The organism is Olsenella sp. oral taxon 807 (assembly GCF_001189515.2).
In the GTDB taxonomy this organism is placed as follows: Bacteria; Actinomycetota; Coriobacteriia; order Coriobacteriales; family Atopobiaceae; genus Olsenella_F.
Window position 1 is genome coordinate 537,314 of the sequence record NZ_CP012069.2, and the last position, 25,321, is coordinate 562,634.

The window sequence follows — 25,321 nt, forward strand, 5'->3', positions numbered from 1 at the left end:
GAACGCACCGCATCGCGCGCTCACTGCTGTCGAGTTGCAGTGTGTGTGCGCGGCAACGGGCGTAGCCAGACCGCATGGAGAAGCAACGTAGACGGGCACTGCCTCGCTACGCGTCCGGCTCCGTCTCGAGCGAGCGGAGGATTCCGAACACGACATCGTCGGGATAGAGCCCTGCCAGGATGCTCACGAAGTTGCGCGCGACAGGAAAGACTTCGGCGTTGACGGAGGCCTTCATGCACGAGAGGAAGGCATCGGCTATGGGTTCGGTGGGCGCTATGGGGATGTCGGCATCGGTGAGGATTGAGATCATTTCCTCTTGGCTCATGTCCTCGCGGAAGGTCTCGGGATGTTGCATCGCGAGGGTCGCGAGCTCTGTGGCCGCCATTGGAAACGATCCCCTCAGTATGCCGAGCGAGCTTTTGTAGCATGCCTCGGCCGCAAGGATGTTGCCCTTTTGCCACTGAAAGAAGGCCATGCGATAGTAGCCGATTCCGAGCCCCTCGGGGTCGTGCGCGGTGGAGAGGAGTCTGTTCAGGCCCTCGATGGCCCCCTCGCTGTCGCCTGCCACCTCGAGGCAGTGGACGAGGTGAAGATGCGCCCTGCGATCGAGGGGGGCAAGCTCGACGGTGCGCTTGGCATGCCTGCAGGCGGCCTCGTGCCTGCCCTGCGCCTCATAGGCTGCCGAGAGCATCAGATGACACTCGAAGTAGCTGTCAGGAACGAGCATGACAGAGGTCTCGGAGGCGCCATAGAGACGATTATAGAGGGCACGGTCAACGTAGTTTCCGAAGTAGCGCCACTCGATCCCCCTGGAATCCGCAAAGAGATCGTGTCCGTCGACATCGGCAAGTGCGGCCTTCAGGGTCATGATCGCCCCTGCGGGGTCCTTTCTGTCCAATTGCTCGTGTGCTCGTTCGGCCGCCTTCGAGAGCGCATCGCCGTTGGCAAACTCCTCACCTATCGCAAACGGCTCCTCGGGGATGGTTCCGTCGATGAGACCTTGGACGCAGCGCTCAGCAGCCGAGCGAACGCTCAGGTCAGGGTCATCACCCGCAACGTCCAGGATCATGCGTACGTTCTTCTCGGTGCTACCCTCATCGCTCTTGTCAAAGACAAGCCTGCGCATGATGTCGATCGCGACGTAGTTGCGCTTGTCCGCCTCCTCGATGGCAAGATCGTAGACATGGTCACAGCCGAGGACCTCCGCCTGGACCTTTGGAATGCGCCTCGATGAGAGCGATAACGCCTCGTAGCGCCGAGGTGGGCAGAAGCGAGGCTCCTCAAGTCGGAAGGTCTGCTTGACTGGGCGTAGTATGCCGCGCTCGATGCGCATGGCAGGAACGAAGCGGTGGTAGACACGGTTGAAGTTTCCGGTGTCATCCATGTCCTTCTCGACGTCTATCTGGCTAAAGCGCCAACGATCGAAGTCAACAGAGAGGTAGCATTGGTGACGGTTAGCCGTGTCGAGCGTGGCGGCCACCCATACGTGGAGGATCTTGGATGATGAGCGAAAGGCAATCGCGGCAAGGAGGATGGCAAGACGCTGAATATAGACGGACGCAGCTCGCTTGCGCACCTCGCGTGAGCTCGGAACAATGCCGAGCCCATTTAGGGGCATGGATGAGGGAAACACCTGCTCTGGCGTAGCCGCGAACTCGATGGAGACGTTGCCGTCCGCTATGTTGACCCTAAAGTTTGCCTCGAGCCGATAGGGGAGGACGAGGGTCTCGAGTGCCGTCGCGATCTGGCGGCGTGAGGACCACTCGCTATCGGGGATGTCATCTTCGAGGGCTTTGAGAGACTTGTCCAAGGTACCTGCCTGGACGCAGATATGGTTGAGCATGAGCCAGTTGAGCTCATAGCATTCCTGCTCGCTTGCGCGAGGGTTGAGGTACTGTGTCGCAAAGCGTATCTGGTTGAGCGCGGCCTCGAGCTTGATCACGCGCAAGCGAGCGAGATAGGGGATGCTTTTTGATCCTATGCGCAGATAGAACAGGCTAGAGCGATTGAGCATCACGGCCTTGAGCGGTGGGAGTTCTACATCATCCTCAAAGAGGCCCGCCTCTGTGAGGACTCGTGCCGCGAAGCGCTCTATGCCAGAGGGGTGGACAATGTGTTGAGGAGCTTCGTCGACCGTCAGTGACAGAGAACGTTTACCCTTACCGTGGTCAGGAGTACCTCCCGCCATGCGCGTGCGAATGTCACCCACAAAGAGCTTAAGCTCGGCTATGGGGTCGTCGGTCTCGGTGATCCTGGCCGAGAGGCTGTCGAGGTCAAGTTGAGAATGCTTACTCGTCATCGCGCCCTCGTCAGTCGCGTGGTCATCATGCGTGTCGAGAGTCTTCGGGGCTTGGATCGGCTCATGTGGGGTCACACGCCCTGCCTTACCCTCGTCTGGCACGACCGAACTGTCTGCCTGCTCAGCCAGGGTGCCGGTGTCGTCCGCCTCGGCTGCGGCCTTGGTTTCGACTGCAGCCCCTGACTGGACGGCAGTCTGCACGTCCTCTTCCCGTGGGGGTATGGGCACATCACGATAGGCACTCGTCCTGAACAGCTCGAGCATGAGGATGACGACGATTTCCAAGCCTACGGTCAGTATCCAGATGAGCGCTCCCGTCCGTGCCACTCGAACGCAACTCACGAGCAGCGTCACGCCAAGCAGGAGTTCGAAGGCGAGAAGCAGCCGCCGTGAGGAGGAGGAAGCTTTTCCATGATGGCTCGTGTCCTGAAGCATGTCCCTCCGGGGCTAAAGGTTCCGTCGCACTATCCGATGTCAGTCTGTGATATCGCCCTTATACCCACTCATGGGCACGTCTCTCGACATCATCTCGATCTGGATGGCAGGGGAGAATCCTCCCGATTGTCACCAGCCTTGTCATCAGATGGCGTCCCAGGAGGTTCTACGATAGTGCCCCAGAATCTGCGGGGCACTATCGTAGAGACGTTTTCCCAGTTGGATCCCAAAACTCGGTACCCCAGAATCTGCGGGGCACTTGCCTACGGGCATCTGGTCCGCCAGGCGTCCTCCAAGGGGACCTCTGCCAAGGGACCCCTTTGCCCTTTACCCTTAGGCATCTCCGAGTTCGCTTGGCCACACGCAGTTTGCGGGTAGCTTCGCCTCGCCGGTCCTGATCTCGTTGGGAATGGCGCTGTCGGACTGCATCAGCTCACTGAGGGTCACGAAGGTATAGCCCTGGTTTTGCAGGGTCTCCAGAATCTGGGGTAGAGCCTCGAGGTCCTGGTCACGGTTGCCGCCGCCATCGTGCATGAGGATGATGGAACCCGATCCGATACCGGCCAGAGAGTTCGAGACGATCTTGTCAGCTCCCGGTCGTGACCAGTCGTGGGAGTCCTGGGTCCATAGGACAGAGAGGGACAACATGCCCTTGCTCTTGAGCCACGTCGCCTCTCTGAACGATCCATAGGGAGGACGCAGCATCGTCGTGTCAACTCCTGTGGCGTTCTTGATAGAGCTGATGCTCTGGGAGAGCTCCTTCTGTAGGGTGGCCTCATCGAGCGTAGTGAGATCTGGGTGGGTGTCGGAATGGCAGGCTACCTGGTGGCCCGCCTCGACAACCGCCTTGGCGAGATCGGGGTACTCGCGCACATTCTGGCCAATCTGGAAGAAGGTGGCCTTGACGTTGTGCTGCTTGAGGATGTCGAGGTAGCGCTGGGTGTAGACACTCGGGCCGTCGTCGAAGGTGATGGCGACTATCTTCTGGCCGCTGTCGGGCGTCGGCATATGTAGCGTGATGATGCAGTCCTGCACCTCCTGCACCGTGACGTCGCAGGTCTCGCCCGAGACAGTACCCGTGCGCTTCTCGACCTTGCCCACCTTGCCCCATTGAGAGACGTAGGCCAGAGCCCCATAGGTACCCTCCATCTTGAGCTTCGGCTGGATCTCGGTCGTCGTCGCGGTATAGTCCTCGGTGATGTCGGCGCCATTGCCCACTGTGATGTCATCATCCCTCGCGATCCCGTATGAGGTAAGCTGATCGCCAGAGAGCTCCCTGCCGTTGACGTTTGCCGAGAAGGGCTCGCCCTTTCCTTCTTTGATGACGTTGCCGCTGACCGAGACGTTGTTGCCGGGCGTCACCGCTATCTTGTGATCGGTGATGAGCGTCGCGAGACTCGTCCCCGTTCTTGCCGTGTACTTCTCGCCGTTCAAGGTTATGTCCACCGGTCGGTTAATCCACAGGTAGGTGCCCCCTGCTATGATACAGAGCACCACGATGATGGCGACAACGGCCGAGACCTTGCTGGACTTGCGCTTCCTCTTGACGTTGCCGTTGACGCCCTGGCCGTAGGTGGCACTGGGAATGTAGTAGGCTCCCGAAGGCGTCTCGTCAACGTGAGGGACATTCTTGCGCGTATGCGGACGCCCTGCCTTCCTTCCTGCTACGGCCTGCTGGTCGTCCTCATCGCTGGGGGTATCGTTGTCTGGGGTTGCGAGATGATGCGCATGGGGCTTTTCTGCATCATTCCTGTTCCTATGAGCTGCCATGGTCTGGTCCGTTCTGTTGCTGCGTCTATTGTGCTGGCACCTGTGTATCCTTCTTTCAACATACACGAAGTGAGAATATCACGCAAATATGGAATGAACAACGTCATGGGCTAAGAAACAACGATAACAATGCATCGTTGCGTATGTCTTGTGAATGCAAAAGCATATCACACTCTCGCACCGCAGAAAGAACACAAACCTTTGTCTTCTAGACCTAAGAGGCGCATCCTGAGCTACGTCCCACCAGTCATGCGAGCATTCTCCTGCAGCTCAAAATGGGCCGCAGCCGGTCACAGCGAGCTACCCCGCATCTTCTCGGATCTTGCGAATGAAGAGTCCACTTCTGAGCTTTGGCTCGAACCATGTGGACTTGGGCGGCATGAGGCGTCCCGCATCGGAGACGGCCATGAGTTCGTCGATTGAGGTGGGAAAGAGCGAGAAGGCGACGCCGTGTGTGCCGGCTAGTTCTTCGAGACGCCCTGTCCCCTCGATGTCACCGATGAAGCGGATGCGCTCGCTCGTGCGAGGGTCATCGATGCCAAGGATCGGCCCAAGGATACGATCCTGCAGGATCTGGGCATCCAGTCTCGAAACGGGGTCATCCGGCAGGGATGACCCGTCGACAAACTCAAGATCGCGCCAGCTTCCGTCAAGGTAGAGGGCAAACTGTCTGCGTCCTCTCGGAATGGCGGCGCTCACTGAGGGTGCGCCCACCACAAATCCGGCGGCAGCGATCGCAGTGAGGAGTTCTGCGGGCGTATGCCCCGCAAGATCACTCACGACGCGATTGTATGCGAGGAGCCTAAGTTGGCCTGCGGGAAAGAGCACCGCCAAGAAGAGGTCGCTCAAGGCCTCACCCCTCTTGTACCCCGCGCGTTTTTGTGCGCGCATCATCAGTCCCAGCTTGGCTGCGCTTGCGGCGCGGTGATGGCCATCTGCAATGTAGGCATGCTCGATTGAGGAGAACGCCTTCCTGATGGCCTCAACGCTCGTCGCGCAAGCTATCCTCCAGACTGTCTGTCTCACACCTCCGTCGTCCGTGAAATCATAGAGGGGCGCAGTCTCGCTTGCCTTTCTGATCAGTCTGTCCAGCGTGGGATCGTCTGGATAGGCGAGGAGGATGGGGCCAGTTTGGGCTCCTGTCGCCTTGATGTGCTCGATGCGGTCCGTCTCTTTGGCGGCCGTCGTACTCTCGTGACGCCTGATGGTGCCGTCCTCGTACTCGTCTATCGAGCAGGCGCACACAACGCCCGTCTGGGTGTGTCCGTTCTGCTCGAGGCGGTAGAGGTAGTAGCAAGGTGACGTGTCTTCGACAAGGGTGCCGTCCTCTATGCGTAGGCGCAGGATCTGAGCGGCCTTTGCATAGACTTCGGGCGCGTACATGTCGTGATGGGGCGCAAAGGCCGTCTCGGGACGGTCTATCGCAAGGAAGCTGCCGGGATGTGCCCTCACGTAGGTGGCTGCTTGGTCTCTGTCAAACACGTCGTAGGGCAGGCTCGCGAACGTAGCGACCCTGTCGGGTGTGGGACGATAGCAGGAGATGGGCTCCGTACGCATGGTCTTCTCCGAATCCTCTTGGTTAAGCCAAGGCGTCGCGCAAGCGAGGGACGTGCTATGCTGCGACACACATGACGGTACCAACATAGCACGGCAGTGATGCCCTCGAGCGAAACACTAAACAGAGTTTCTCGTTTGGTTACTGAGCGCGGACAGTGTTGCGTGAGTGTTGCTGGTGAGGTGGGCATGGGCGTCGAGGACGCGGTCATGGTGGGCGATCGACGCTATGATGTCGAGGCGGCACGCACCTGCAACGTGCCCTGTGTGGGTGTGGAGCTTGGCCACACGGCGAAGTCGGGCGAGCTTGAGTGCGCCACGGCGAGCGTGATCGTCTCGACTGTGGATGAGCTGCCGGACGTCCTGTTGGGTGGGGCAGCCAAGAATTGATGGTGTCTGGCACTAACTGGCGTCTTTGGCTTGCCGATGGGTGGGTACAAATGAGATAGTCTTGGATGGCTGCCCGCGCATGCGGGCCGAGGACTCACGAAAGGGGACCATATGAGTGGCTTCGACGATTTGGGCGATGGGGTCCGAAAGATCTTTCTAGCTGGCGTCGGTGCGGTTGCGCTGGGTGCCGAGAAGTCTCAGGAGGTCGTGAGCGACCTTGTCAAGAAGGGCGAGCTGACCGTTGAGCAGGGTAAGACGGTTAACGAGGAGCTCAGGCAGAAGTTCCGTGACGCTACGGATGACGCCTCGCAGGCTATGCTCACGGCAAAGCTCAAGGCCATGAGTAGTGAGGAGCGTGCCGCTTGGGTCTCTAACGTCCAGAACATCGCCTCGAAGCTCGATGCCGAGACCGTAGAGGTCGAAGTCGAGAGTGATGACGAGGCTAAGGATGGCGCGGCCAAGGACGCTGAGGGTGACGGCGAGGACAAGTAGGTAGCGCCTCGTGTCCGACGTGTCCGGGGGCATAACCGAACAAGAGGGTAAGAGGGACGCTCCGCGTGACTGGTACGTGGAGATGGATCCTGACCATGCCGATACGTGGGAGGAGACGATCGGACTCTTTGGAGGGAAGTCGTCTCCTGCCACGAGGTACCAGATCACGCGGGCGAGCAAGATGGCTCGCCTCCGAGAGGTATTGGCGATAGCGAGCCGCTATGACATCTTTCATGGTCTTACGCCGGAGTCCTTTCGCCATCTTCTCGAGGAGCTTGGTCCTACCTTCGTGAAGGCGGGGCAGATTCTCTCCATGCGTTCCGAGATTCTGCCCCAGAGCTTCTGCGAGGAGCTCGCCAAACTCCGCACGAGCGTGGAGCCAATGGACCGTGATCTGCTGCTCGAGACGCTGCGGGGGGAATACGATAGGCCCATCGAGGAGATCTTCGATGCCATCGATGACGTGCCCTTGGGCTCGGCCTCGGTTGCACAGGTACACAAGGCTCGTCTGGTTGGCGGGGAGCTTGTCGCCATTAAGGTGCAGCGCCCTCATGTGCAAGAGATCATGGCCCAAGACATCTCGATCATGAGCTCCTTGGCCAAGCGCGCCTCCCGCCTCATGGGAGACGAGCAGTTTCTTGACCTTCAGTCAGTGGTAGACGAGCTCTGGCAGTCCTTTCTGGAGGAGACGGACTTCTTGGTCGAGGTCCGCAGCTTGACAGAGTTCAGGCACAACAACGCAGACTGCAAGTTCGTGGATTGCCCCATGCCCTATCCCAAACTCTGCACCGAGCACGTCGTTGTCATGAACTACGTGGATGGTATCCCCATCGGTGACAACGATCGTCTTGTACGTGAGGGCTATGACCTTGAGGAGATAGGCACCAAGCTTGTAGACAACTTCGCCCAACAGATACTGGATGATGGTTTCTTCCACGCCGACCCTCATCCGGGTAATCTTCAGATTCAGGGCGGCAGGATAATGTACCTCGACTTCGGCATCGTAGGACGCCTCTCCGCGCACGATCGCGGCGCTATCCAGGAGATGGCCTTCGCCGTCGCCGATCGTGACTCAGCCCGTCTCAAGGACGGCCTTCTCAGCTTTTCGACCGGGACTACGAGTGATATCGATCATCCCCATCTTTTGGCGGATCTCGACCAGCTTGTCAATGAGTTTGGCCTGACCGATCTCTCCGAGTTCGACATGGGTGCCTTCTTGAACGCGATCATTGCGATGGCGAGAAAGAATGGGATCGAACTTCCTGGTGCGATGACCATGCTCGTTCGGTCGCTCGTCACGCTTGAGGGCGTCGCCTACAAGCTGTTGCCCGACATCTCGGTGATCGAGGTGATTCAAGCGCATATCAAGGCTCACCGAGACCCGAAAAAGCTCGTCGAGGACGAGTTGAGACAGCTCGCACGTGGCTCAGTCAAAGCGGGAAGAAGCGTAGTCGACACCCTTTCTCAGGCGTCCCTCGCGATGGACATGCTCACGCGCGGGCAGATGCGTATGAACCTCGACCTACCCGGCACGACCGATCCGATGAGCGACATTGCTCATGCGGCTGACCGCCTGACCATGGGCATCATCGTCGCTGGCCTCTTCATAGGCTCGTCGGTCATCTACTATGCCCGCATTCAGCCAGTCATCTTTGGCATTCCGATCATTGGCTTCATCGGTTACCTCGTGGCACTGGCGCTCGGACTTTGGATCGTGTATCAGATCTTGCGGGAGGAGCACCGTCGTCACAAACGGAGGCCCTGAGTCGCAAGCTACCCAACGATGCGATACCCAACCCTTCCGACTCCATCGAATCCGAGGGCATTCGCCACGGCGGGCTGCAGGTCAATCTGACGGTTGCCCACATAGGGACCGCGATCGTTGACGACGGCGCGAGCCGTCCTGCCATTGTAGATGATCTCGATGACCGTGCCTAAGGGCATGGTCTTCATCGCGACGCCCATGGAGGTTGGCGTGACCCTCCCGCCCGAGGCAGTGGCACTGTACATGAGCCCGTCACCTATGCCGTAGGTGGATGCGAGGACATAGGTGTACGAAGCGGTCGTTCTCGATGGCGTGTCAGAGGAGCTCGAGTTATCGGAAGACCCACGTGAGGAGTCACCTTTGGGGCTGGATTTTTTGGGGTTCGAATCGTCGGAGTTGCTGGAGTTGTTGGGACTGGGTTTGCTTGGGCTCGGTGATCCTCCCGAATCGGCATTGCCCTCTTTGTTGGGCTTGTTTGTGGGGTTGCTGACAGGAGCTGGACTCGGACTCGGGTTCTTGGCCTCACTCTGCGCAACTGCCTCGGTTGTTGCATCTGATGTGTTGCCGGCGGCGACTTGTGCCTCATAGGCGGCCTGTGCCGCAGCGGCATCCTCACGGGCCTTCTGCTTGGCGGCCTCACTCGTGCTCTGCGCGTCGTCGTATGTCCGCTTCGCCTCCTTTGCGTCCTGCTCGGCCTGCTTCTTCTGACCCTCGAGCGTGGCCTTGGCGGACGTGAGCTCACCTTCCATGGAGTTGAGCTGGGCGATCTCGTCTGCTTGGGAGTTCGCAATCGTGTCGAGGTACGTAACCTGCTCTATGAACTCGTTTACGCTGTTGGAGTCGAGTATGAGGCCAATCAAGTTAGGAGAACTCTCTTGGAACCTGTATTGCATACGCATGGCGACAGCAGCCTTCTCTCGCTGCTCGGGAAGCTTCGCCTCGATCTCGTCGATATGCGACTGGTTCTCCTCTATCTGCTTGTTGATGCCGTCAACCTTATCCTGAGCTATCTGATAATTCTGACCTGCCTCGATCGCCTTGTTCTGAAGATCTTCGAGGCTGGGGGTCTCTGCAAGCGCTCTTATCGGTGGGCAGGTGAGCGCACCCGCGATGAGTGCGGCGACTGTTGCCTTTGCTGCGATTCCTGGTATTGTGTGCTGTCTCATCTCTCTCCCGCTGTCCGTGTTCGTATCTAGAATCACCTTATCGTACGTTAAGTGACCTCTCAGACGTAAGCCAAAATGGAACGTTGCGATAAAAACTCTTAAGATATTGACATTTCGAGAGCACTTTATAAGATTTGTAAGGCTTTTTCGTATACCTCAGAAATGGTGAGGCAATCGAGACACGGCTCCGATGACTCCGACGGCCCTACCTAGTATCACCGCAGCTAGTCTACCATGCGGATGGCAACTATCCTTGGCTGGTCTGCGGGGGCAACGCTACCGTTGTCATCACGCGTGGGCGTGTCATTGGCGATGCCGTCGACTACGTCCATGCCATCACGCACCTTGCCAAACGCAGCGTAGTTGCCGTCAAGTGAGCTTTGATCCTCCTGCATGATGAAGAACTGTGAGCTTGCAGAGTCGTTCTGGGCGGAGCGGGCCATGCTGATGACGCCGCGCTTGTGCTGGATGGCGTTCGTAACGCCATTAGAGCCGAACTCTCCCTTGATGGTGCGCTCCGATCCTCCCGTGCCGTCCCCCTTTGGGTCACCGCCTTGGATCATGAAACCTTTGATGACGCGATGGAAGGTGAGCCCATCATAGAACCCCCTGCTTGCGAGGTCGGCGAAGTTACTCACCGTGATAGGGGTGTTGGTGGCGTTGAGCTCGAGCGTGATGATACCGCGGTTCTCGACCTCTATGGTTGCGTGGTGGTATCCGCTGGCATAGCCGTTGTCCAGCGGAGAGGTGAGCGTACCGCCAGATCTTTCGCCTGAGCCTGTCTCGTCCTCTTCTTGACGGGACCCAGAGCCATCCTGAGCTGTCGTGTCGCTCTGGGTGGTGCAACCGTCGAGTGCCAGTAGCGTACCTGTCGCGAGGACCCAAGACAAGAGCCTACGTCTGTCCATCACTGTGGTCATGTGAATCCTTCCGAGCTCTCTTTGTATCAGGATGGCCGGGTAAGATGGGACATCCTGTCCGGCCGTGGTCGCTGGCTTATATCTTTTGTACCCTACAAGGGTCTCCTGTCATCCGCTCGCGCCTCGATCGAGGCACCCCTGACCGCTGAACTGCCCTTGCGCTACTCCAGCTCGAAGGCGCCCGTGTAGAGCTGGTAGTAGGTGCCCTTCTGCGTAATGAGGTCATCGTGCGTGCCACGTTCGATGATGCGACCGTGATCGAGCACGATGATCACGTCTGAGTTGCGCACGGTCGAGAGGCGGTGCGCGATCACGAAGGTGGTGCGCCCCTTCATCAGGGCATCCATGCCGCGCTGCACGATCTGCTCGGTACGCGTGTCGATGGAGCTCGTGGCCTCGTCCAGGATCATGACGGGCGGGTCGGCCACGGCCGCTCGGGCAATTGAGATGAGCTGACGCTGGCCCTGCGAGAGCTGGCTACCGTTGTCGGTGAGTCGGGTCGCGTAGCCCTCGGGCAGGCGCTCGATGAAGTTATCCGCCCCCGCAAGGCGCGCGGCGGCGATGCACTCCTCGTCGGTGGCGTCCAGACGACCGTAGCGGATGTTGTCCATGACGCTGCCCGTAAAGAGGTTGACGTCCTGGAGCACGACACCAAGCGAATGACGCAGGTCCGCCTTCCTGATCTTGTTGATGTTGATGCCATCGTAGCGGATCTTACCGTCATCAATATCGTAGAAGCGGTTGATGAGGTTTGTGATCGTGGTCTTGCCTGCACCAGTGGCACCGACGAAGGCGACCTTCTGACCTGGCAGGGCATAGAGGGACAGGTCATGCAGCACCACATGGTCGGGGTTGTAGCCAAAGCTGACCTGCGTGAGGACGACCTCGCCCTGAAGCGGCACGTAGCTGGTGGCTCCCTTGTCGCGATGGGGATGCTTCCAGGCCCAGGAGTCGGTGCGCTCGTCGGTCTCGACGAGCTTGCCGTTGTCATCCCTCTTGGTGCGCACGAGAGTTACGTAGCCGCCGTCGGCCTCGCCTTCCTCACCCATGAGCGCAAAGATGCGCTCGGCGCCTGCCAGACCCATGACCACGAAATTGATCTGCTGCGACACCTGGCCGATCGATCCGGCGAAGCGCTTCGTGAGGTTGAGGAAGGGTACCACGATGTCGATGGAGAGGGCCATGCCGCCAAAGCCGAGGTTGGGAACACCGAGGGTGAGGAAGGTGCCGCCCGCAAGGGCCACCAGCACGTAGGCGAGGTTGCCGAGGTTCATGAGGATGGGCCCGAGGGTGTTGCCATAGATGTTGGCGCTCTTCGAGGCCTGGAAGAGCTCCTCGTTCACCGCATCGAAGCCTGCCTGCATCTCGCGTTCGTGGGTGAAGACCTTGACGACCTTCTGGCCATTCATGCACTCCTCGGCAAAGCCCTCTGTGCCGGCAAGTTTGACCTGCTGGTCGAGGAAGAAGCGGGCGGATCTGCCGCCCATGACGCGCACGAGCCAGCCCATGAGGAAGACTATGAGGAGTACGACCATCGCGAGGGGCAGAGAATACCACAGCATGATGAAGAGCGTCGCAACCATTTGCAGGAACATAGAGAGTAGGTTGGGCAGGGCCTGGCTGATGAGCTGGCGCAGCGTGTCGACGTCGTTGGTGTAGTGTGACATGATGTCACCGTGCTTGGTGGTGTCAAAGTAGCGAATGGGCAGGTCCTCCATGTGGTCGAACATTTGGTTGCGAACCTTCATGAGGGTGCCCTGCGTCACGACGGCCGCTACCTGACCTTGGACGACTTGCGCGGCGATGGCGACCGCATAGACGCAGATGAGCGTCGACACGATGGGCATAATCTGCTGCGCCGCCGCGTCCCAGTCGCCAGTCTGCCAATGCTCGTTGACGATGCGTAGTGCCTGCTGCATGAACACGGAGGGCAGTGAGGTCAGGATGGCGTCCGCGAGGATGCACGCCACTATGATGACAAAATGCACGGGGTAGTAGGAGAAGACCAGTCTGATGGTCTGGCCGAGCACTCCCATGGGGTCTTGGGGACCCCGTCTCTCGTCGGGCGTGGTCTCGCCAGGCTCATCGGAGCTTCGGGCCACCTTGGTCTTGTCATCGCTACTCATCGGCCTCATCCTCCCTTCCCGTAACGGGCGCGTTGGTCGGGCCCTCCTCGCTCGTAGCCGTCACGGACGTTTCTTTATCATCCAGCGCACCCATCCTCATGTCGTGCGACTGCTTGTTTTGCGTGGTGTAGGTCTCACGGTAGATGTCGCTGTCGCGCAGGAGCTCCTCGTGTGTGCCGATGGCACATATCTTGCCGCCGTCCATGACCACGATACGATCCGCGTCCTCCACCGAACTCGTGCGCTGGGCGATGATGATCTTGGTGGTCTGGGGTATGAAACTTTTGAAGCTTGCGCGGATGAGCTTGTCGGTCTTGGTGTCGACGGCACTCGTGGAGTCATCGAGGATGAGCACCTTAGGTCTCCTGAGCAGGGCCCGGGCGATGCAGAGCCGTTGCTTCTGACCGCCCGAGACGTTGGTGCCTCCCTGCTCGATGTAGGTGTCGTACCCGTTGGGCATGCGCTGGATGAACTCATCGGCCTGGGCAAGCTTGCAGGCCTCGATGAGCTCCTCGTCGCTCGCATCGGCGTTGCCCCAGCGCAGGTTCTCCTTGATGGTGCCCGAGAAGAGGACGTTTCGCTGCAGGACGACGGAAACCTGGTTGCGCAGGGTGTCGAGGTCGTACCCGCGTACGTCATAGCCACCGACTCTCACGGTGCCCTCGGTTACGTCGTAGAGGCGGCTGATGAGCTGGATGAGCGTTGACTTGGAGGAACCCGTGCCGCCGATGATGCCGATGACCTCGCCGCTCCGTATGTGCAGGTCGATGTCCTTGAGCGCCATGCGCTCGGCCTTCTCGGAGTACTCGAAGCTCACGTGGTCAAAGTCGATGGAACCATCGATGACGGTGTAGCGTGGGTTGCGTGGGTTCTTGAGGTCGGGGACCTCCAGCAGCACCTCACAGATGCGCCGGGCGCTCTCCTCAGACATGGTGACCATGACGAATATCATCGAGAACATCATAAGGCTCATGAGCATCGAGACACCATAGGTGATCAGGGCCGACATCTGGCCTACGTTCATGGCGAGACCGCGCGTGGTGACGATGGCCTGGGAGCCAAAGAAGATGACGGAGGTGTAGATGACGTCGATGGAGAGGGTCATCAAGGGCAGAATGAGCGCGAGGATGCGCTCTACGTGCACGAAGTCATGGTAGAGGGAGCCCGAGGCTTCCTCGAACTTCTCCTTCTCGTAGTTCTCGCGAGCAAATGACTTCACGACACGGATGCCAGAGACGTTCTCCTCGACAGAATCATTGAGCCGGTCATACTTGCGAAAGATGCGTCGAAACATAGGCATGACCTTGATGGCGATACCAAAGATGGCGGCACCTAAGGCAACAGACACGATCACGTATACGATGGCCATCAGGCCTCCTGTGATGAAGGCCATGACGATGGAGAAGATGATCATGAGCGGGGCGCGAATGGCCGTGCGGATGATCATCATGTACGAGAGCTGCACGTTGTTTGTGTCGGTGGTGAGGCGTGTCACGAGCGAGCTTGTGGAGAAGCGGTCGATGTTCGAGAACGAGAAGCGTTGAACCGCAGCAAAGATGTCGTGACGAAGGTTGCGCGCGAAGCCCGTCGCCGCAATGGAGCAGGCCACGCCTGCGCCCGCGCCGCAGGCGAGCGATACTATGGCGAGTGCGATCAGGATGAGGCTGTAGAGACCGACCTCGTCCATGCCGGCACCACGTTGGAGCTTGTCGATGAGCTGTGCCGTGATGAAGGGGATGATGCATTCGATGACCACCTCGCCGATGACGAGCACGGGCGCAAGCAGCGAGTCTCTCTTGAACTCACGGATGCTCTTGCCGAGCGTCGTGGCGATCTGGCCGTAGCTGAGCCTTTCTCCAGAGCCGTCGGCCTTCGTTCCCGCACCTGTGCTGGCGTCGCGTGCCGACTCTGACCTCTTCCTGCTCACCCGTGCTCCTCCCTTTGCGCATCCGCCTCGTCTCCTCAGGTCTTGAGCGCTGCGCTCGAGAAGGCTCACGGATTGCTTGTGCCTTACCTCATTCGGATAGTTGGGATTCGTATGCCCAGAGGGCACCAGCCCGACACGATTGCAGCCGTGTCTGGACCTCCGCCCCAGCGGCACGCCACCATCCGTCCTCATGCAGACACAATTACAGCTATAGCTCACTGATGCTACGAACCAGACGCCACGCTGTCAAGCCGTTTTGGGACATTATGCTACGCTACCTCGCTGCCTTCACGCCTCCTGTTTGTCCTGGATGGCGCTGACGACTCCCTAGTCCTTCTGCCAGAGCTTGGCATCGTTGACGAGAAGCGCAAGGTAGGGTTGGGCGTCCGAGCTCAAGCTGCCGTCGCCTGTTACGTTGCCCGTGGCTTTGCCATCAACTAGGAAGAGCGCGAAGCTATCATCGAAGCGGAAGGTTCGCAGTCCTTGCGGGTCTAGGGATGTCAGCTCGGCGGTGATGGCGGCCTCGCTCTTTACGCTGCCACCCTCGTTGTCGAGCGTCATCTTGAGCGTTTGCATGGCCTGTGCAATCTTGAGTTTCCTGCCGTCGGTGACGTCGAAGGTCAGTCCCTCGAGCGCCCTGTAGGTCGTGAGGATATCTACATCAAGTTTGGGGCAACTGAAATCTTCCTTGTTGCTCAGTGGCCTGTGGTCCCCTGTCTGTGCGGCTGCCATCGCGTTGGTCCACATCTCAGAGAAACTCGACCCTTTGGGCTTCTTGACAAGCACGAGCAGGTCACCCTCCTTGGTCTTGACCGTACAGGCGCAGTCATCAGAGCTCGAGTAGTAGAGAGGCGTCACCTGGGCGAGCAGGTCCCGTCGCTGGTCATCCGGGGCATCTTCCGTCCCAAAGTAGCTGACGTTGGCCTCAGGGTCCTCTCCAAATCCGCCCTTCTCGGGGGAGAGGGCAAAGGGGTGCTCGAAACTGAACGTATGGTACAGCATTGCATAGAAGAGCAGCATGTTCTCGTTTGTGGATTGCCAGTTGAGCTTGTCGAGGATGTCGCTCTTCTGGTTGAACTTCTGTGCGATGGCCTCCTCTATCTGCCTGCGCGCCTCAGCGTTCATGGGGCCCGCATAGCTGTACCAGAGCGCGTCCGAGAGCTTTGTTGTCTCGAAGGTGCCCGCGTTGAGCGCGTCGGCAAGCGAGCGTCCCTCTGCCGGAGCGTCTGCGGTCGGCTCGAGGGCCTGTCCCGCGTTGGTGGTGTTACGCATCTGGTCCCAGCAGATCTGCAGGGGTGCACACCAGGCATTGTTCCCTGAGACGTCAGCCTTGTAGGAGGCGACGAGCTCGATGTTGCTATCGGCGGACTTGGCAGGATTCTTCTCAGGCGTGTTGGGGTTCGCTGCATCGGCATCGCTCGTCTTCGCCTGGCGGGATTCTGAGGGCTTCTGCATGCTGTTGAGGTAGACCCCCACCGCCAGGATCACCACCACCGCAACGAGGGCCATGGCCAGTCTCGTCTTGCCCGTACCCTGAAGCTTGCTCATGTATACCCCTCTCATCGCCTGCCTTTTAGCTTTTGGGAGCCACGCCTCCCTCAGTTCGGGTCATATCGCCTAGCATGATAGCCGATCGGGCGTCGCCTTGCGTGTGGTGGGCGGGCTCGTTGGCATCCTCATAAGCAAGCGGACGCGCGCTATCCCGCCACCGCGACGCGGCCAGGCCACGGGCGGCTCAGTGCTGGTAGGTCAATCACTGTCTCGAGTGCTCAGGTGCCCTCCCCGGTCACCAGGGCGACGTCTGCCGCGCGGCGCAGGAATCGACGTTGGCTTGTTGCCGGGACCGTACTCGTTGTCCGACGCGCCAAGACGGGCCCCTCCGCCTTTTGTGGCGGCCTTTCTGCGGTCCCTGCCACGTCCCTTCTTCTTTCCCTTGGACTTCTTGCGAGTTGGCTCGTCACGTTCCCAGGCTGCGTCCGCCGCTACAGTCTGCCTATCGTCAGCGGGTGTGGGGGAGGCACTCGTGTGCCCTTCTGACGGCTTGGGTCCTTGGGCCTTGGCACCGCTGTCGCTTGCCCTGCGTGTTGCCTCGCGTTTCTCGGCCATCCTCTTGCGCGCCTTCTTGCCGGGGAGCCTCTCATGGGGGTCGCGCCTTGGGTCCATGAAGTTTCGCTCCCACTCTGGGCCCGCGTCGAGTTCCTCGATGCGTGGAAACTCGGGTATCACGCGGCCCATGAGTGCCTCGGCGTCCCGAAGATCGAGGTAGTCCTCTTCCGTCACAAACGTGAGGGCCCAGCCCGTCTGGCCCGCGCGTCCCGTGCGTCCGATGCGGTGGATGTAGTCCTCGGCATCGCCAGGGACGTCGAAGTTCACGACGTAGGCGACCTCGGGAATGTCGATGCCTCGTGATAGCACGTCGGTTGCCACGAGTATGTCGATCTCACCGGTGCGAAAGCCGAGGAGTGCTCGCTCGCGCTGGTTTTGGCTGCGGTTTCCATGGATGGGAGCACATGAGAACCCTGCCTTTCGCAAGCGTCGGCAGATGCCATCGGCACGGTGCTTGCCTCGACAGAACACGATGACACGCTCGGCGCCCTCATGGTTCAGCAGTTCGACGAGGGCCCTGCTCTTAGCCTTGGGGGTGATGGCTACGGCGTACTGCTCGACTGCCTCGGCCGCAGTTCCTCTGGGCGCGATCTCAACGAGCGCAGGATCGTGCACGAGCGAGCGGGTGTCTGTAAGTACGTCCCTGCTGAGTGTCGCCGAGAAGAGCAGTGTCTGGCGGCTTTCGGGCGTGGCTGCGACAATCCTCCTCACGTCAGGGAGAAAGCCCATGTCTAGCATGCGATCTGCCTCATCGAGCACGAGCACCTGCACGTGGTCGAGGCTCGCCTCGCCCTGGGCCATGAGGTCGAGGAGGCGCCCGGGCGTCGCGACGAGAAGGTCGCAACCTCGATTGAGGGCCTCGCGCTGCCCCTCGTAGCTCACGCCGCCCACGAGCACCACGGTGCTGTGATGTGTGTAGGCACAGATGTCCTGCGCGGCGTCATCGATTTGCTGGGCGAGCTCGCGGGTAGGGGTTACCACGAGCATCGAGGGACCTCGCCCTGTGCGGTCGTGTCCCAGACGGTCGAGTGCCGGCAAAAGGAAGGCCGCAGTCTTTCCTGTGCCCGTCTGTGCGGATGCCATGACGTCTCGGCCTGCCAAGATGAGGGGGATGGACCACGCTTGGATGGGGGTTGGCGTCCCATAGCCCATGTCTCTCACCGCAGCGAGCGTTGCAGGGCCTAGTCCAAGCCGACCAAAACCCGTCGGATCATCAGGAAGCTCGGAGTCTGCGCTCGCACCTCGCGTGTCTGTGTCGGCGTCGCTCGTCTTGTGAGAATGATATGACTCTGCCATGTGTGCTCCAATTCACCACTACCAATACGCCAGTGTGAGCCATGCATCCGTGGAGAGGACACGTAGGCTGTGTGCCTCAAATGAATTTCGATCCTTTACGACGGTATCTGCGAGAGTGTTTACATGGTAATCTAACCACTGCTGACAGTATACGTGTCGTGCGCTCCGCCGTCACTAACGCTTCTGGAGGATATATGACGCTGTTCGAGCTTTTTGGGCTCTTACGCAAGCATCTGGGATTTGTCATCGCGGTGTCGATTGCATGCACCGCTGTGACTGCGGTCGTGTGCTACTTCCTACCCAATAAATACACGGCCACCACTACTATGTACGTGCTGTCGAAGTCGAACGGTGACACCGCAAGCAACGTGGCGACACAGTCAGACCTCAGTGCGGGGCAGATGCTCACCAATGACGTCGCCGCCATCGTCAAGTCCGATCGCGTCAAGAAGGACGTGGCCTCCCAGCTTGGACTCGAGTCACTCGCAGACTACAAGCTCAACGTGACCAGTTCGACCACGACTCGCGTCATTACGCTCTCCGTTACGGGCACGGACCCGAGTGGCTCCGCCGCTGTGGCGAACGCCTTTGTGCGCGACGTCTCACTGGTGGCGCAGGATGTCATGGGCGTCGAGTCCGTGAACGTCATCGATTCGGCTGTTGCCCCCGAGGAACCCTCTGGTCCCAATAGGATTCTCTACACCCTTGTCGGTTTGGTGGGTGGTCTCTTGCTGGCAATCATGATCGTTTCCCTTGGAGACGCAATGGACACCCGCGTCAAGGACTCGGTCGATGTCGAGAAGCTGCTCGGCGTGCCCGTTATCGGCCACTTCCCTTCCCTAGAGAGGATGTAGTAGATATGGCACTATTTAGCTCTAAAAAGGATCCGAGCGAAGTTGCCCAGTCCGTTGTCAACGCCGCAAAGACGCTCCTCGCAAACATTCGCTTCATGAGCGTCGATAACCCCATTCGCACCATCGCGCTCACCTCGAGCGTTCCCAACGAGGGTAAGACCTTCATCTCGTGCAACCTCGCAAGTGCCATCGCGACGTCAAACAAGACCGTGCTCATCGTGGAGTGTGACATGCGTCGTCGCAGTGTGGCCAATGCGCTGGGCGTTCACGCACAGTACGGTCTCTACACGGTCCTAAGTGGTCAAAAGGAACTCGGACAGGCGGCCGTGCGTACGCAGACCCCCAACTTGCACTTTCTGGATGCTGAGCCCCATATACCGAATCCGTCGGACATCATCGGCTCTAGGCACTTTGGCAGGTTGCTTAATCTCATGCACAATACCTATGACTACGTCATCTTCGACACGCCTCCCGTTGGGGCCTTCGTCGACGCTGCCGTCCTTGGTGCGCAAATAGATGCGGTGTTCATGGTGGTGAGGGAGAATTACGTCAGTCGCAGCGAGCTTTTGGAGGCTGCGGAGCAGCTGAGGCACTCCAACTGCAACCTTGCGGGCGTGGTCATGAACCACTGCGAGCATCGCAGCTCCGAGCACTACTATGATTACTACAAAAGTGGTCACATGGATCGGATGGCGCCGTCGCTGATGTCAAGCTCTAGAGTTGGCACCGATCAAGCGTCAGGCTCTGCGGTTGCCGCGTCCTCTGCGTCTGCGGCAGTTCCGTCGCGCCCGGATCGCCCAAGGAGCGCTCCGACAGAGTCGGAGGTATTTCATCGTCTTGCCCCTGGCGCTGGGACGGAGGCCGATGTAAGTCGCCACGCCCGCGTCGAGCAACCAAAGGCTCCTCAGGTCGATCCGCCCTCGCGTCATGCCCGCGTCCTTGACGCATGAGGAGGATGGCCCTCGGTGCGTGACATTCATTGCCACATCCTTCCCGGTGTGGACGATGGGGCATCTACCCTCGAGGACTCCCTCGCAATGCTCAGGGCGGCGAAGGCCGTCGGCATTACGTCCATTACCTGCACGCCGCACTGTCGCGATCCGTACTTTGACTTCGAGGCCATGTGGAATGCCTTTTACGAACTCGAAGAGGCTGCTGAGGGTTTTCCCCTGACCATGGGTTTTGAGGTCAATTATCGAAAACTCATGGAGTTGGGACTCGACTGGGCAGAGGCCCTGCACACCGATGGGAGTCAGGATCTCTTGCTGGAGCTCTCCGTTGGTGCGAGTCCCAGCGGCTTTGGTGATTACGAGCGTACGATCTTCGAGCTGCAGGGTATGGGCTACCAGGTTATCATCGCTCATCCCGAGCGCTATATCGCCATTCAAAGGGACATCACGCTTGCCGAGGACCTCGTTCGCATGGGGTGCGAGCTGCAGGCATCGACGGACTTCATAGCGGGAGGTAGACTCGGTGCCGAGAAGCGTCCCGCAAAGCGTATGCTGAAGGCTGGTCTCTATAGCTATCTGGCCAGCGATGCTCACGTACCCAAGCACTACAGGTACTTTCGTAAGGCACACAAAAGGTACGGTCACCTGCTAAGGGAGCGCTGATTCGGCGCTCGGTCGCTTGGCGGGGAGTCTTGTGTGCTACGATAGGCGCGTTTTTGCCTCATCGGCGTCTATGGTTCTGGAGGTTATTCTGATGGCTGGACATGAGGGTAGAAGAGGTTTGCGTATTTCTTCTGCCGCACGGGTTGTGGGACTGGGACTTTCGGTGGCACTGAGTCTTGGGGGCATTGTCGCCCTTCCATGTGTGGCTCGTGCCGAAACCGTCCCTCCTGCAGAAGAGAGAGTCGTCTCGGCCCATGACGGTGTCGCTACGGCGACGGGCGAGAAGACTGCGCAGGCGACTGAACGGGCATCGTCTATGGGCCACGCCGATGCAACGGGTCAGGCTGACGACGCTGGTCTTGACCCTGTCCGCAGGAAGGGTCCCGGCGGTTCTGGTGGTGCTGCCTCTGCTGGGGCAAGTGCCAAGGGCGAGGGCAGCGACGGCTCAGCGGCGACGTCCGCTACGAGTACGGACGAGCCTGCGGCACATGGCGCGCGCGCAACGGACGCAGCCAGGGACAAGCCGGTGACATCCGCCACGAGAACAGGCGAGCCCGCGGCGGCCTGTGCCACGTCCGCCACCGACGAGCCTGAGCACACCGACACGAAGCCATCCGCCGGAATGGTGGGTGAGGGGGTCGCCACCCATGCAGCGAGCCCGGCTTCGGGCGTTGAGCCTGCCTCTGGCGCCACGACCACGACCCCATCAACGCAGGCGCCCTCATCTGCCACAAAGCCCCTGCCCTCGACAAAACCCAAACCTGCAACGGATGACACGTCTACTGCTCCGACTACCTATGCCAATGTGTATCGACTCTTCAACCAGTGGACCACCGAGCATCTCTACACAAGGGACCTCCACGAGGCACAGGGCCTCATGAGGCTTGGCTGGAGCTGGGAGGGCGTCTCTTGGGTTACGCCGTCCGCAGGTACCTCAGTGTATCGCCTTTACAACAAGTGGTCTGGCGACCACCTCTACACCACCAAGAGGTCAGAGTATGACGGACTGGTCAAGAGGGGCTGGACCGGTGAGGACGTTCAGTTCTACGGCGAGGCCCCTAAAAACGGCGTCTCCATCTACCGGCTGTTCAACAAGTACGTGACAACGGGCACCCACTTGCTCACGAGTTCGACGTCTGAGGTCAAGGCCTGCGTGGGGAACGGTTGGCGCGACGAGGGCACCGCATGGTACGCCGCCAAGCACGACCCCTTCTCCATTGCCGGTTTCTGGGTAGAGTGCGTTGACGGCAGGCGTCTTTGGGTTGACGCTACGTGTGCGCTCGCGAGTGGTAGGATCGTCGATCCTACGACATCGAGGGATAGGGGGGCTGGCAGGTACGCTTATGCCCGGCGTGACGGAGCCGTGGTGACGGAGCTTGCTGATGCCGGAAACGGCTGGTCGTACCTTGCGGACTCGCTGGGGGGACTCGTGCACCGAGCGGGCTCTGGCTGGGTCGTCACCAAGGACTGGCCTCGCTCCGACGCGCGTCTCCAGCGCTACTACACCAAGGACATGGGGGGATACAGTCTCGTGCGCCGTGGCGTCTTCTCTGCCAAGGATGACCTCGGCGAGCTGGCGTCCTACCTTGGTCGCACTGATACGGGCTACGTGCTGCGTGGGATCCTCTCCGCAGGTGGCGATTGGTCCTACCTTGCCGATGATGACGGTAGGCTCGTGCACCGAGCGGGCTCTGGCTGGGTCGTCACCAAGGACTGGCCCTACTCAGACGGACAGCTCCAGCGTTACTGGACCGAAGATAAGGGTGCCTATAGCCTGGTGAGAAACGGTCTCTTCTCGACGGGAGGCAAACGCTACTACGGACGTTACGACACGGGATACGTGGTCCGTGGTACCTATGTCATCAGTCGCTACTATGGTCTTGACACCAGCGGCGCTGGCAATGACTGGAAGGATGACACCGTTGCGATCGCTGATAATGACGGCGTCCTCCTTACGCGCGAGCAAGTTGGCCAAAGACTTCTGGCCTCCGCGAGAAGCCAGGTTGGTTGTGACTACACCACTGATGACAGTGCGTACTATCCTGGACGGGCCTTCAACTGCTCAGGCCTCAGCTGGTGGGTCTTCAACGATGCGCTTGGGGTCAACCTCTCACACAACCAAGGGTACTACTCCTACTATGCGCGCCAGACCAACAAAGAGGACAGTCAGGTCTATGGTGTCTTGAAACGTAATGGCTGGAAGACGGCCATACGTTCCCTACAGATAGGTGACCTCGTGTTCTTCTCGCCGATCGGCAAGAGGCTGCATACCGGCCACGTGGGGATCTACGTTGGTGATGGTACGATGATCGATGCCAACACCACCGGCGTCAAATATCGTCGGGTCCTCAAGAAGAGTTATGTCGGTGGTGGCTTCCCGATCACGCTCGTCTAGCTCGGGATCTTTCCATTGGGGTTGTACCCTTTCGCAGATGACTGGTGGCTGTGTGCCACACGTGGCACCCGCGCTTCTGGAGATGCGCGGGTGCCCTTGTGCCAAGAGCCCCGCTTTGTGTATCATCTCTACGCTACACCGTTGTCAGAAGGAGAATCTGTATGTCCGGACACTCTAAGTGGGCTACCACTAAGCATAAGAAGGCTGCGATTGACGCTAAGCGCTCCGCGCTCTTCTCCAAGCATTCGCGTAACATCACTGTTGCCGCCCGCAACGGAGGGGACCCCAACCCGGACAACAACGCCTCGCTTGCCGCAGCTGTCGCCCGCGCACGTATGGTCTCGATGCCTAACGCCAAGATCCAAGCGGCCATCGACAAGGCCTTTGGCACCGGCGCTGATGCCGTCGTCTACAAGGAGGTCACCTATGAGGGCTATGGCCCGGCCGGCGTGGCCCTCTACGTCGAGTGTCTGACCGACAACCTCAACCGTACGGCTGCCGACGTTCGCTCTGCCTTCACCCATGCAGGTGGTAACCTCGGCACCTCTGGTTCTGTCTCCTTCCAGTTCATGCGCAAAGGTGCCCTCGCCGTCGACAAGGTTATCCGTAGCGATGACAAGAAGGTCCCCGACAGGGACAACGCGGTCGATGAGGATGAGTTCATGATGGCCGTCGCCGAGGCGGAGGGGGATGACTACGAGGACAATGGCGAGCAGTGGATCGTCTACACTGCCTACGACAGGATGCAGGACGTCCAGAAGGCCCTCGAGGCGCAGGGCATAGAGGTCAAGGGCTCCGAGCTCACGATGGTCCCGACGACGCCGACCGAGCTCGAGCTTCCCGATGCCAGGAAGGTCCAACGTCTGGTTGACCGCCTCGAGGAGCTCGATGACGTCCAAAGCGTCTACAGCACCATGAGTGTCTCTGACGAGGTTGCCGAACAGCTCGCAGACGAGGAGTAGCCCGGTCTCGGCGACCTGGCCCACTATCGCGTGCGATCGTATAGCTTGTTTGCGCAGGTGTGCCTTCGACGCGGCGGTGGCCGTCTTGGTCGCCGTCCTCATGGGGAGAGGCCTCAGGTATGAGACAGGACATGACGCGTTCAGAGGCGGAGAGGGCACTTGGCCTTCCCGAGCGCTATGGCATGGCCGACGTCAGGCGTGCTTTCAAAGGACGTGCCCAGAGATACCATCCTGATAACGCTCGCAGGAACGGCTTCTCCGAGACGTTCGCTCAGCAGAAGATGACTGAGGTTAACAAGGCCTATGCGCTCCTGAAACATCTCTTCGATGACGGAAGTGTCAAGACGCTTCGTCGCGACTCCAGCGGAGGGACCTATGGCAAGCACAGCGCGGGCGTCCATCATGCTCCGGCGGCTCGATCTAGGTCCGCCGTACGCACGCAAGTGGATGACTCGCTCTTCTGGGACGAGGACGGCAATCCCAGGAGTACCACTGCCGAGAACGAGGCTAACGCCGCCGCCGACGCATCCGGTCACACGTTGCGTCGCTTTCTTCTGGGTCCTGTGTTTTTGAGGCTCGTCTTCATTGCTGTTCTCGCCCTCATGTGGTGGCGGACCTTTCCTTTCGTCGGGGAAAACGCCGTTCATTTCGACATGGGTGCCCAGGTCCCTTTGAGGAACCTCGTCCCCGTGCTCATCGCCGTCGTATATCCGAGTTACTTCTTGCTCTATGAGGTCATTACCGGAAACATCTCGGGAGTGTTTCGCGAGCTCATCAACGGCGTCGTTTCGATCATCACACGGACGCACATTGAGGTGCGCAAAAAGGGCAGCTACCGATCGAGTCTCTCGAGCCTGCTGAGAGACCAAATCTACAGTGTGCTTGAGCTCCCGCTTGCCGTTTGGCTATTTACGAGGGGAAGTGACCTGCCTAGCTCCATCGAACAGACCGTCTCGTTCGCGCTCGGGGCGATTGTCACCCTTGACGCGCTCATAGGTTTTTTTGGCTCGGGCGCCGCGCAGGGTCTCTCGCGCTGGTTGTCCGGTATCGTGGAGCGGCGCTATGTGACCATGCGCATGAACTTGCTCAAGCGCTGCGGGCAGTGGGCGAGCGACAGATACGCTTCCTAGCAGCCGTGTTAACGGTACTGTTCGCGCTGGCAGCGAGGTCTACCAAAGACTTTGCCAAAGATCAAGAGTGCACGTTCCCCAGTCTGCGAGTCTGCGCTATGCTGTAGGGTGTTTTGGCAGT

General features: G+C 59.6%; 18 protein-coding genes. 9 read left to right on the plus strand and 9 right to left on the minus strand.

Annotated elements, in window-relative coordinates:
• Positions 1-106: 106 nt before the first annotated feature.
• The 3 genes from ADJ70_RS02315 to ADJ70_RS02325 all read right to left on the minus strand — a co-directional run bounded on the left by ADJ70_RS02315 (position 107) and on the right by ADJ70_RS02325 (position 6,061).
• Complete coding sequence (locus ADJ70_RS02315; RefSeq protein ID WP_050343145.1) at positions 107-2,734, minus strand: bacterial transcriptional activator domain-containing protein; 2,628 nt, start codon at positions 2,732-2,734, stop codon at positions 107-109.
• Positions 2,735-3,067: 333 nt separating this feature from the next.
• Positions 3,068-4,504: a polysaccharide deacetylase family protein gene (locus tag ADJ70_RS02320; protein ID WP_050343147.1), complete on the minus strand. Its 1,437-nt coding sequence runs from the start codon at positions 4,502-4,504 to the stop codon at positions 3,068-3,070.
• Positions 4,505-4,804: 300 nt separating this feature from the next.
• Positions 4,805-6,061, minus strand: coding sequence for a DUF1015 domain-containing protein (locus ADJ70_RS02325; protein WP_050343149.1), 1,257 nt, complete (start codon positions 6,059-6,061; stop codon positions 4,805-4,807).
• A gap of 162 nt (positions 6,062-6,223) precedes the next feature.
• Between ADJ70_RS02325 and ADJ70_RS02330 the strand changes: the two genes are divergently transcribed.
• The 3 genes from ADJ70_RS02330 (at position 6,224) to ADJ70_RS02340 (ending at position 8,705) form a co-directional block, all read left to right on the plus strand.
• A complete protein-coding gene (locus tag ADJ70_RS02330; RefSeq protein WP_216597300.1) occupies positions 6,224-6,448 on the plus strand; it encodes an HAD family hydrolase in 225 nt (74 codons plus the stop codon).
• Between the two features lie 111 nt (positions 6,449-6,559).
• Entirely contained in the window at positions 6,560-6,940 is a 381-nt protein-coding gene (locus ADJ70_RS02335; RefSeq protein ID WP_050343153.1) for a phasin family protein, read from the plus strand.
• Between the two features lie 10 nt (positions 6,941-6,950).
• The gene (locus tag ADJ70_RS02340) at positions 6,951-8,705 is read left to right on the plus strand and encodes an AarF/ABC1/UbiB kinase family protein (RefSeq protein WP_253273213.1); all 1,755 of its coding nucleotides are present in this window, start codon (positions 6,951-6,953) and stop codon (positions 8,703-8,705) included.
• Positions 8,706-8,713: 8 nt separating this feature from the next.
• Here the strand turns inward: ADJ70_RS02340 and ADJ70_RS02345 are convergent, their stop codons facing one another.
• The 6 genes from ADJ70_RS02345 to ADJ70_RS02370 form a co-directional block, all read right to left on the minus strand.
• Positions 8,714-9,871, minus strand: a complete 1,158-nt coding sequence (locus ADJ70_RS02345; protein WP_050343155.1) for an RlpA-like double-psi beta-barrel domain-containing protein — start codon at positions 9,869-9,871, stop codon at positions 8,714-8,716.
• Between the two features lie 224 nt (positions 9,872-10,095).
• Positions 10,096-10,791 (minus strand): peptidylprolyl isomerase, encoded by a 696-nt coding sequence (locus ADJ70_RS02350; protein WP_050343160.1) that lies wholly within the window; start codon positions 10,789-10,791, stop codon positions 10,096-10,098.
• A gap of 161 nt (positions 10,792-10,952) precedes the next feature.
• Entirely contained in the window at positions 10,953-12,917 is a 1,965-nt protein-coding gene (locus ADJ70_RS02355) for an ABC transporter ATP-binding protein (protein ID WP_083443749.1), read from the minus strand.
• A complete protein-coding gene (locus ADJ70_RS02360; protein WP_083444076.1) occupies positions 12,910-14,751 on the minus strand; it encodes an ABC transporter ATP-binding protein in 1,842 nt (613 codons plus the stop codon). The genes ADJ70_RS02355 and ADJ70_RS02360 overlap by 8 nt, the downstream gene beginning before the upstream one ends.
• 420 nt (positions 14,752-15,171) lie before the next feature.
• Positions 15,172-16,392 (minus strand): hypothetical protein, encoded by a 1,221-nt coding sequence (locus ADJ70_RS02365; protein ID WP_050343162.1) that lies wholly within the window; start codon positions 16,390-16,392, stop codon positions 15,172-15,174.
• Positions 16,393-16,593: 201 nt separating this feature from the next.
• Positions 16,594-18,246, minus strand: coding sequence for a DEAD/DEAH box helicase (locus tag ADJ70_RS02370; RefSeq protein ID WP_083443750.1), 1,653 nt, complete (start codon positions 18,244-18,246; stop codon positions 16,594-16,596).
• Positions 18,247-18,440: 194 nt separating this feature from the next.
• Here ADJ70_RS02370 and ADJ70_RS02375 point away from each other — a divergent pair, with 194 nt between their 5' ends.
• From ADJ70_RS02375 to ADJ70_RS02400, 6 genes are all read left to right on the plus strand, one after another.
• Positions 18,441-19,100 (plus strand): YveK family protein, encoded by a 660-nt coding sequence (locus ADJ70_RS02375; protein WP_050343164.1) that lies wholly within the window; start codon positions 18,441-18,443, stop codon positions 19,098-19,100.
• A 5-nt stretch (positions 19,101-19,105) separates the two neighbouring features.
• Positions 19,106-20,050: a CpsD/CapB family tyrosine-protein kinase gene (locus ADJ70_RS02380; RefSeq protein ID WP_083443751.1), complete on the plus strand. Its 945-nt coding sequence runs from the start codon at positions 19,106-19,108 to the stop codon at positions 20,048-20,050.
• A 15-nt stretch (positions 20,051-20,065) separates the two neighbouring features.
• The gene (locus tag ADJ70_RS02385) at positions 20,066-20,713 is read left to right on the plus strand and encodes a tyrosine-protein phosphatase (protein ID WP_050343166.1); all 648 of its coding nucleotides are present in this window, start codon (positions 20,066-20,068) and stop codon (positions 20,711-20,713) included.
• Positions 20,714-21,029: 316 nt separating this feature from the next.
• Entirely contained in the window at positions 21,030-23,108 is a 2,079-nt protein-coding gene (locus ADJ70_RS02390; RefSeq protein ID WP_050343168.1) for an NlpC/P60 family protein, read from the plus strand.
• A 161-nt stretch (positions 23,109-23,269) separates the two neighbouring features.
• Complete coding sequence (locus ADJ70_RS02395; protein ID WP_050343170.1) at positions 23,270-24,070, plus strand: YebC/PmpR family DNA-binding transcriptional regulator; 801 nt, start codon at positions 23,270-23,272, stop codon at positions 24,068-24,070.
• Between the two features lie 119 nt (positions 24,071-24,189).
• Positions 24,190-25,200 carry a J domain-containing protein gene (locus ADJ70_RS02400; RefSeq protein ID WP_050343172.1) on the plus strand — a complete coding sequence of 337 codons (1,011 nt, stop codon included), beginning with the start codon at positions 24,190-24,192 and terminating at the stop codon, positions 25,198-25,200.
• Positions 25,201-25,321 lie beyond the last annotated feature (121 nt).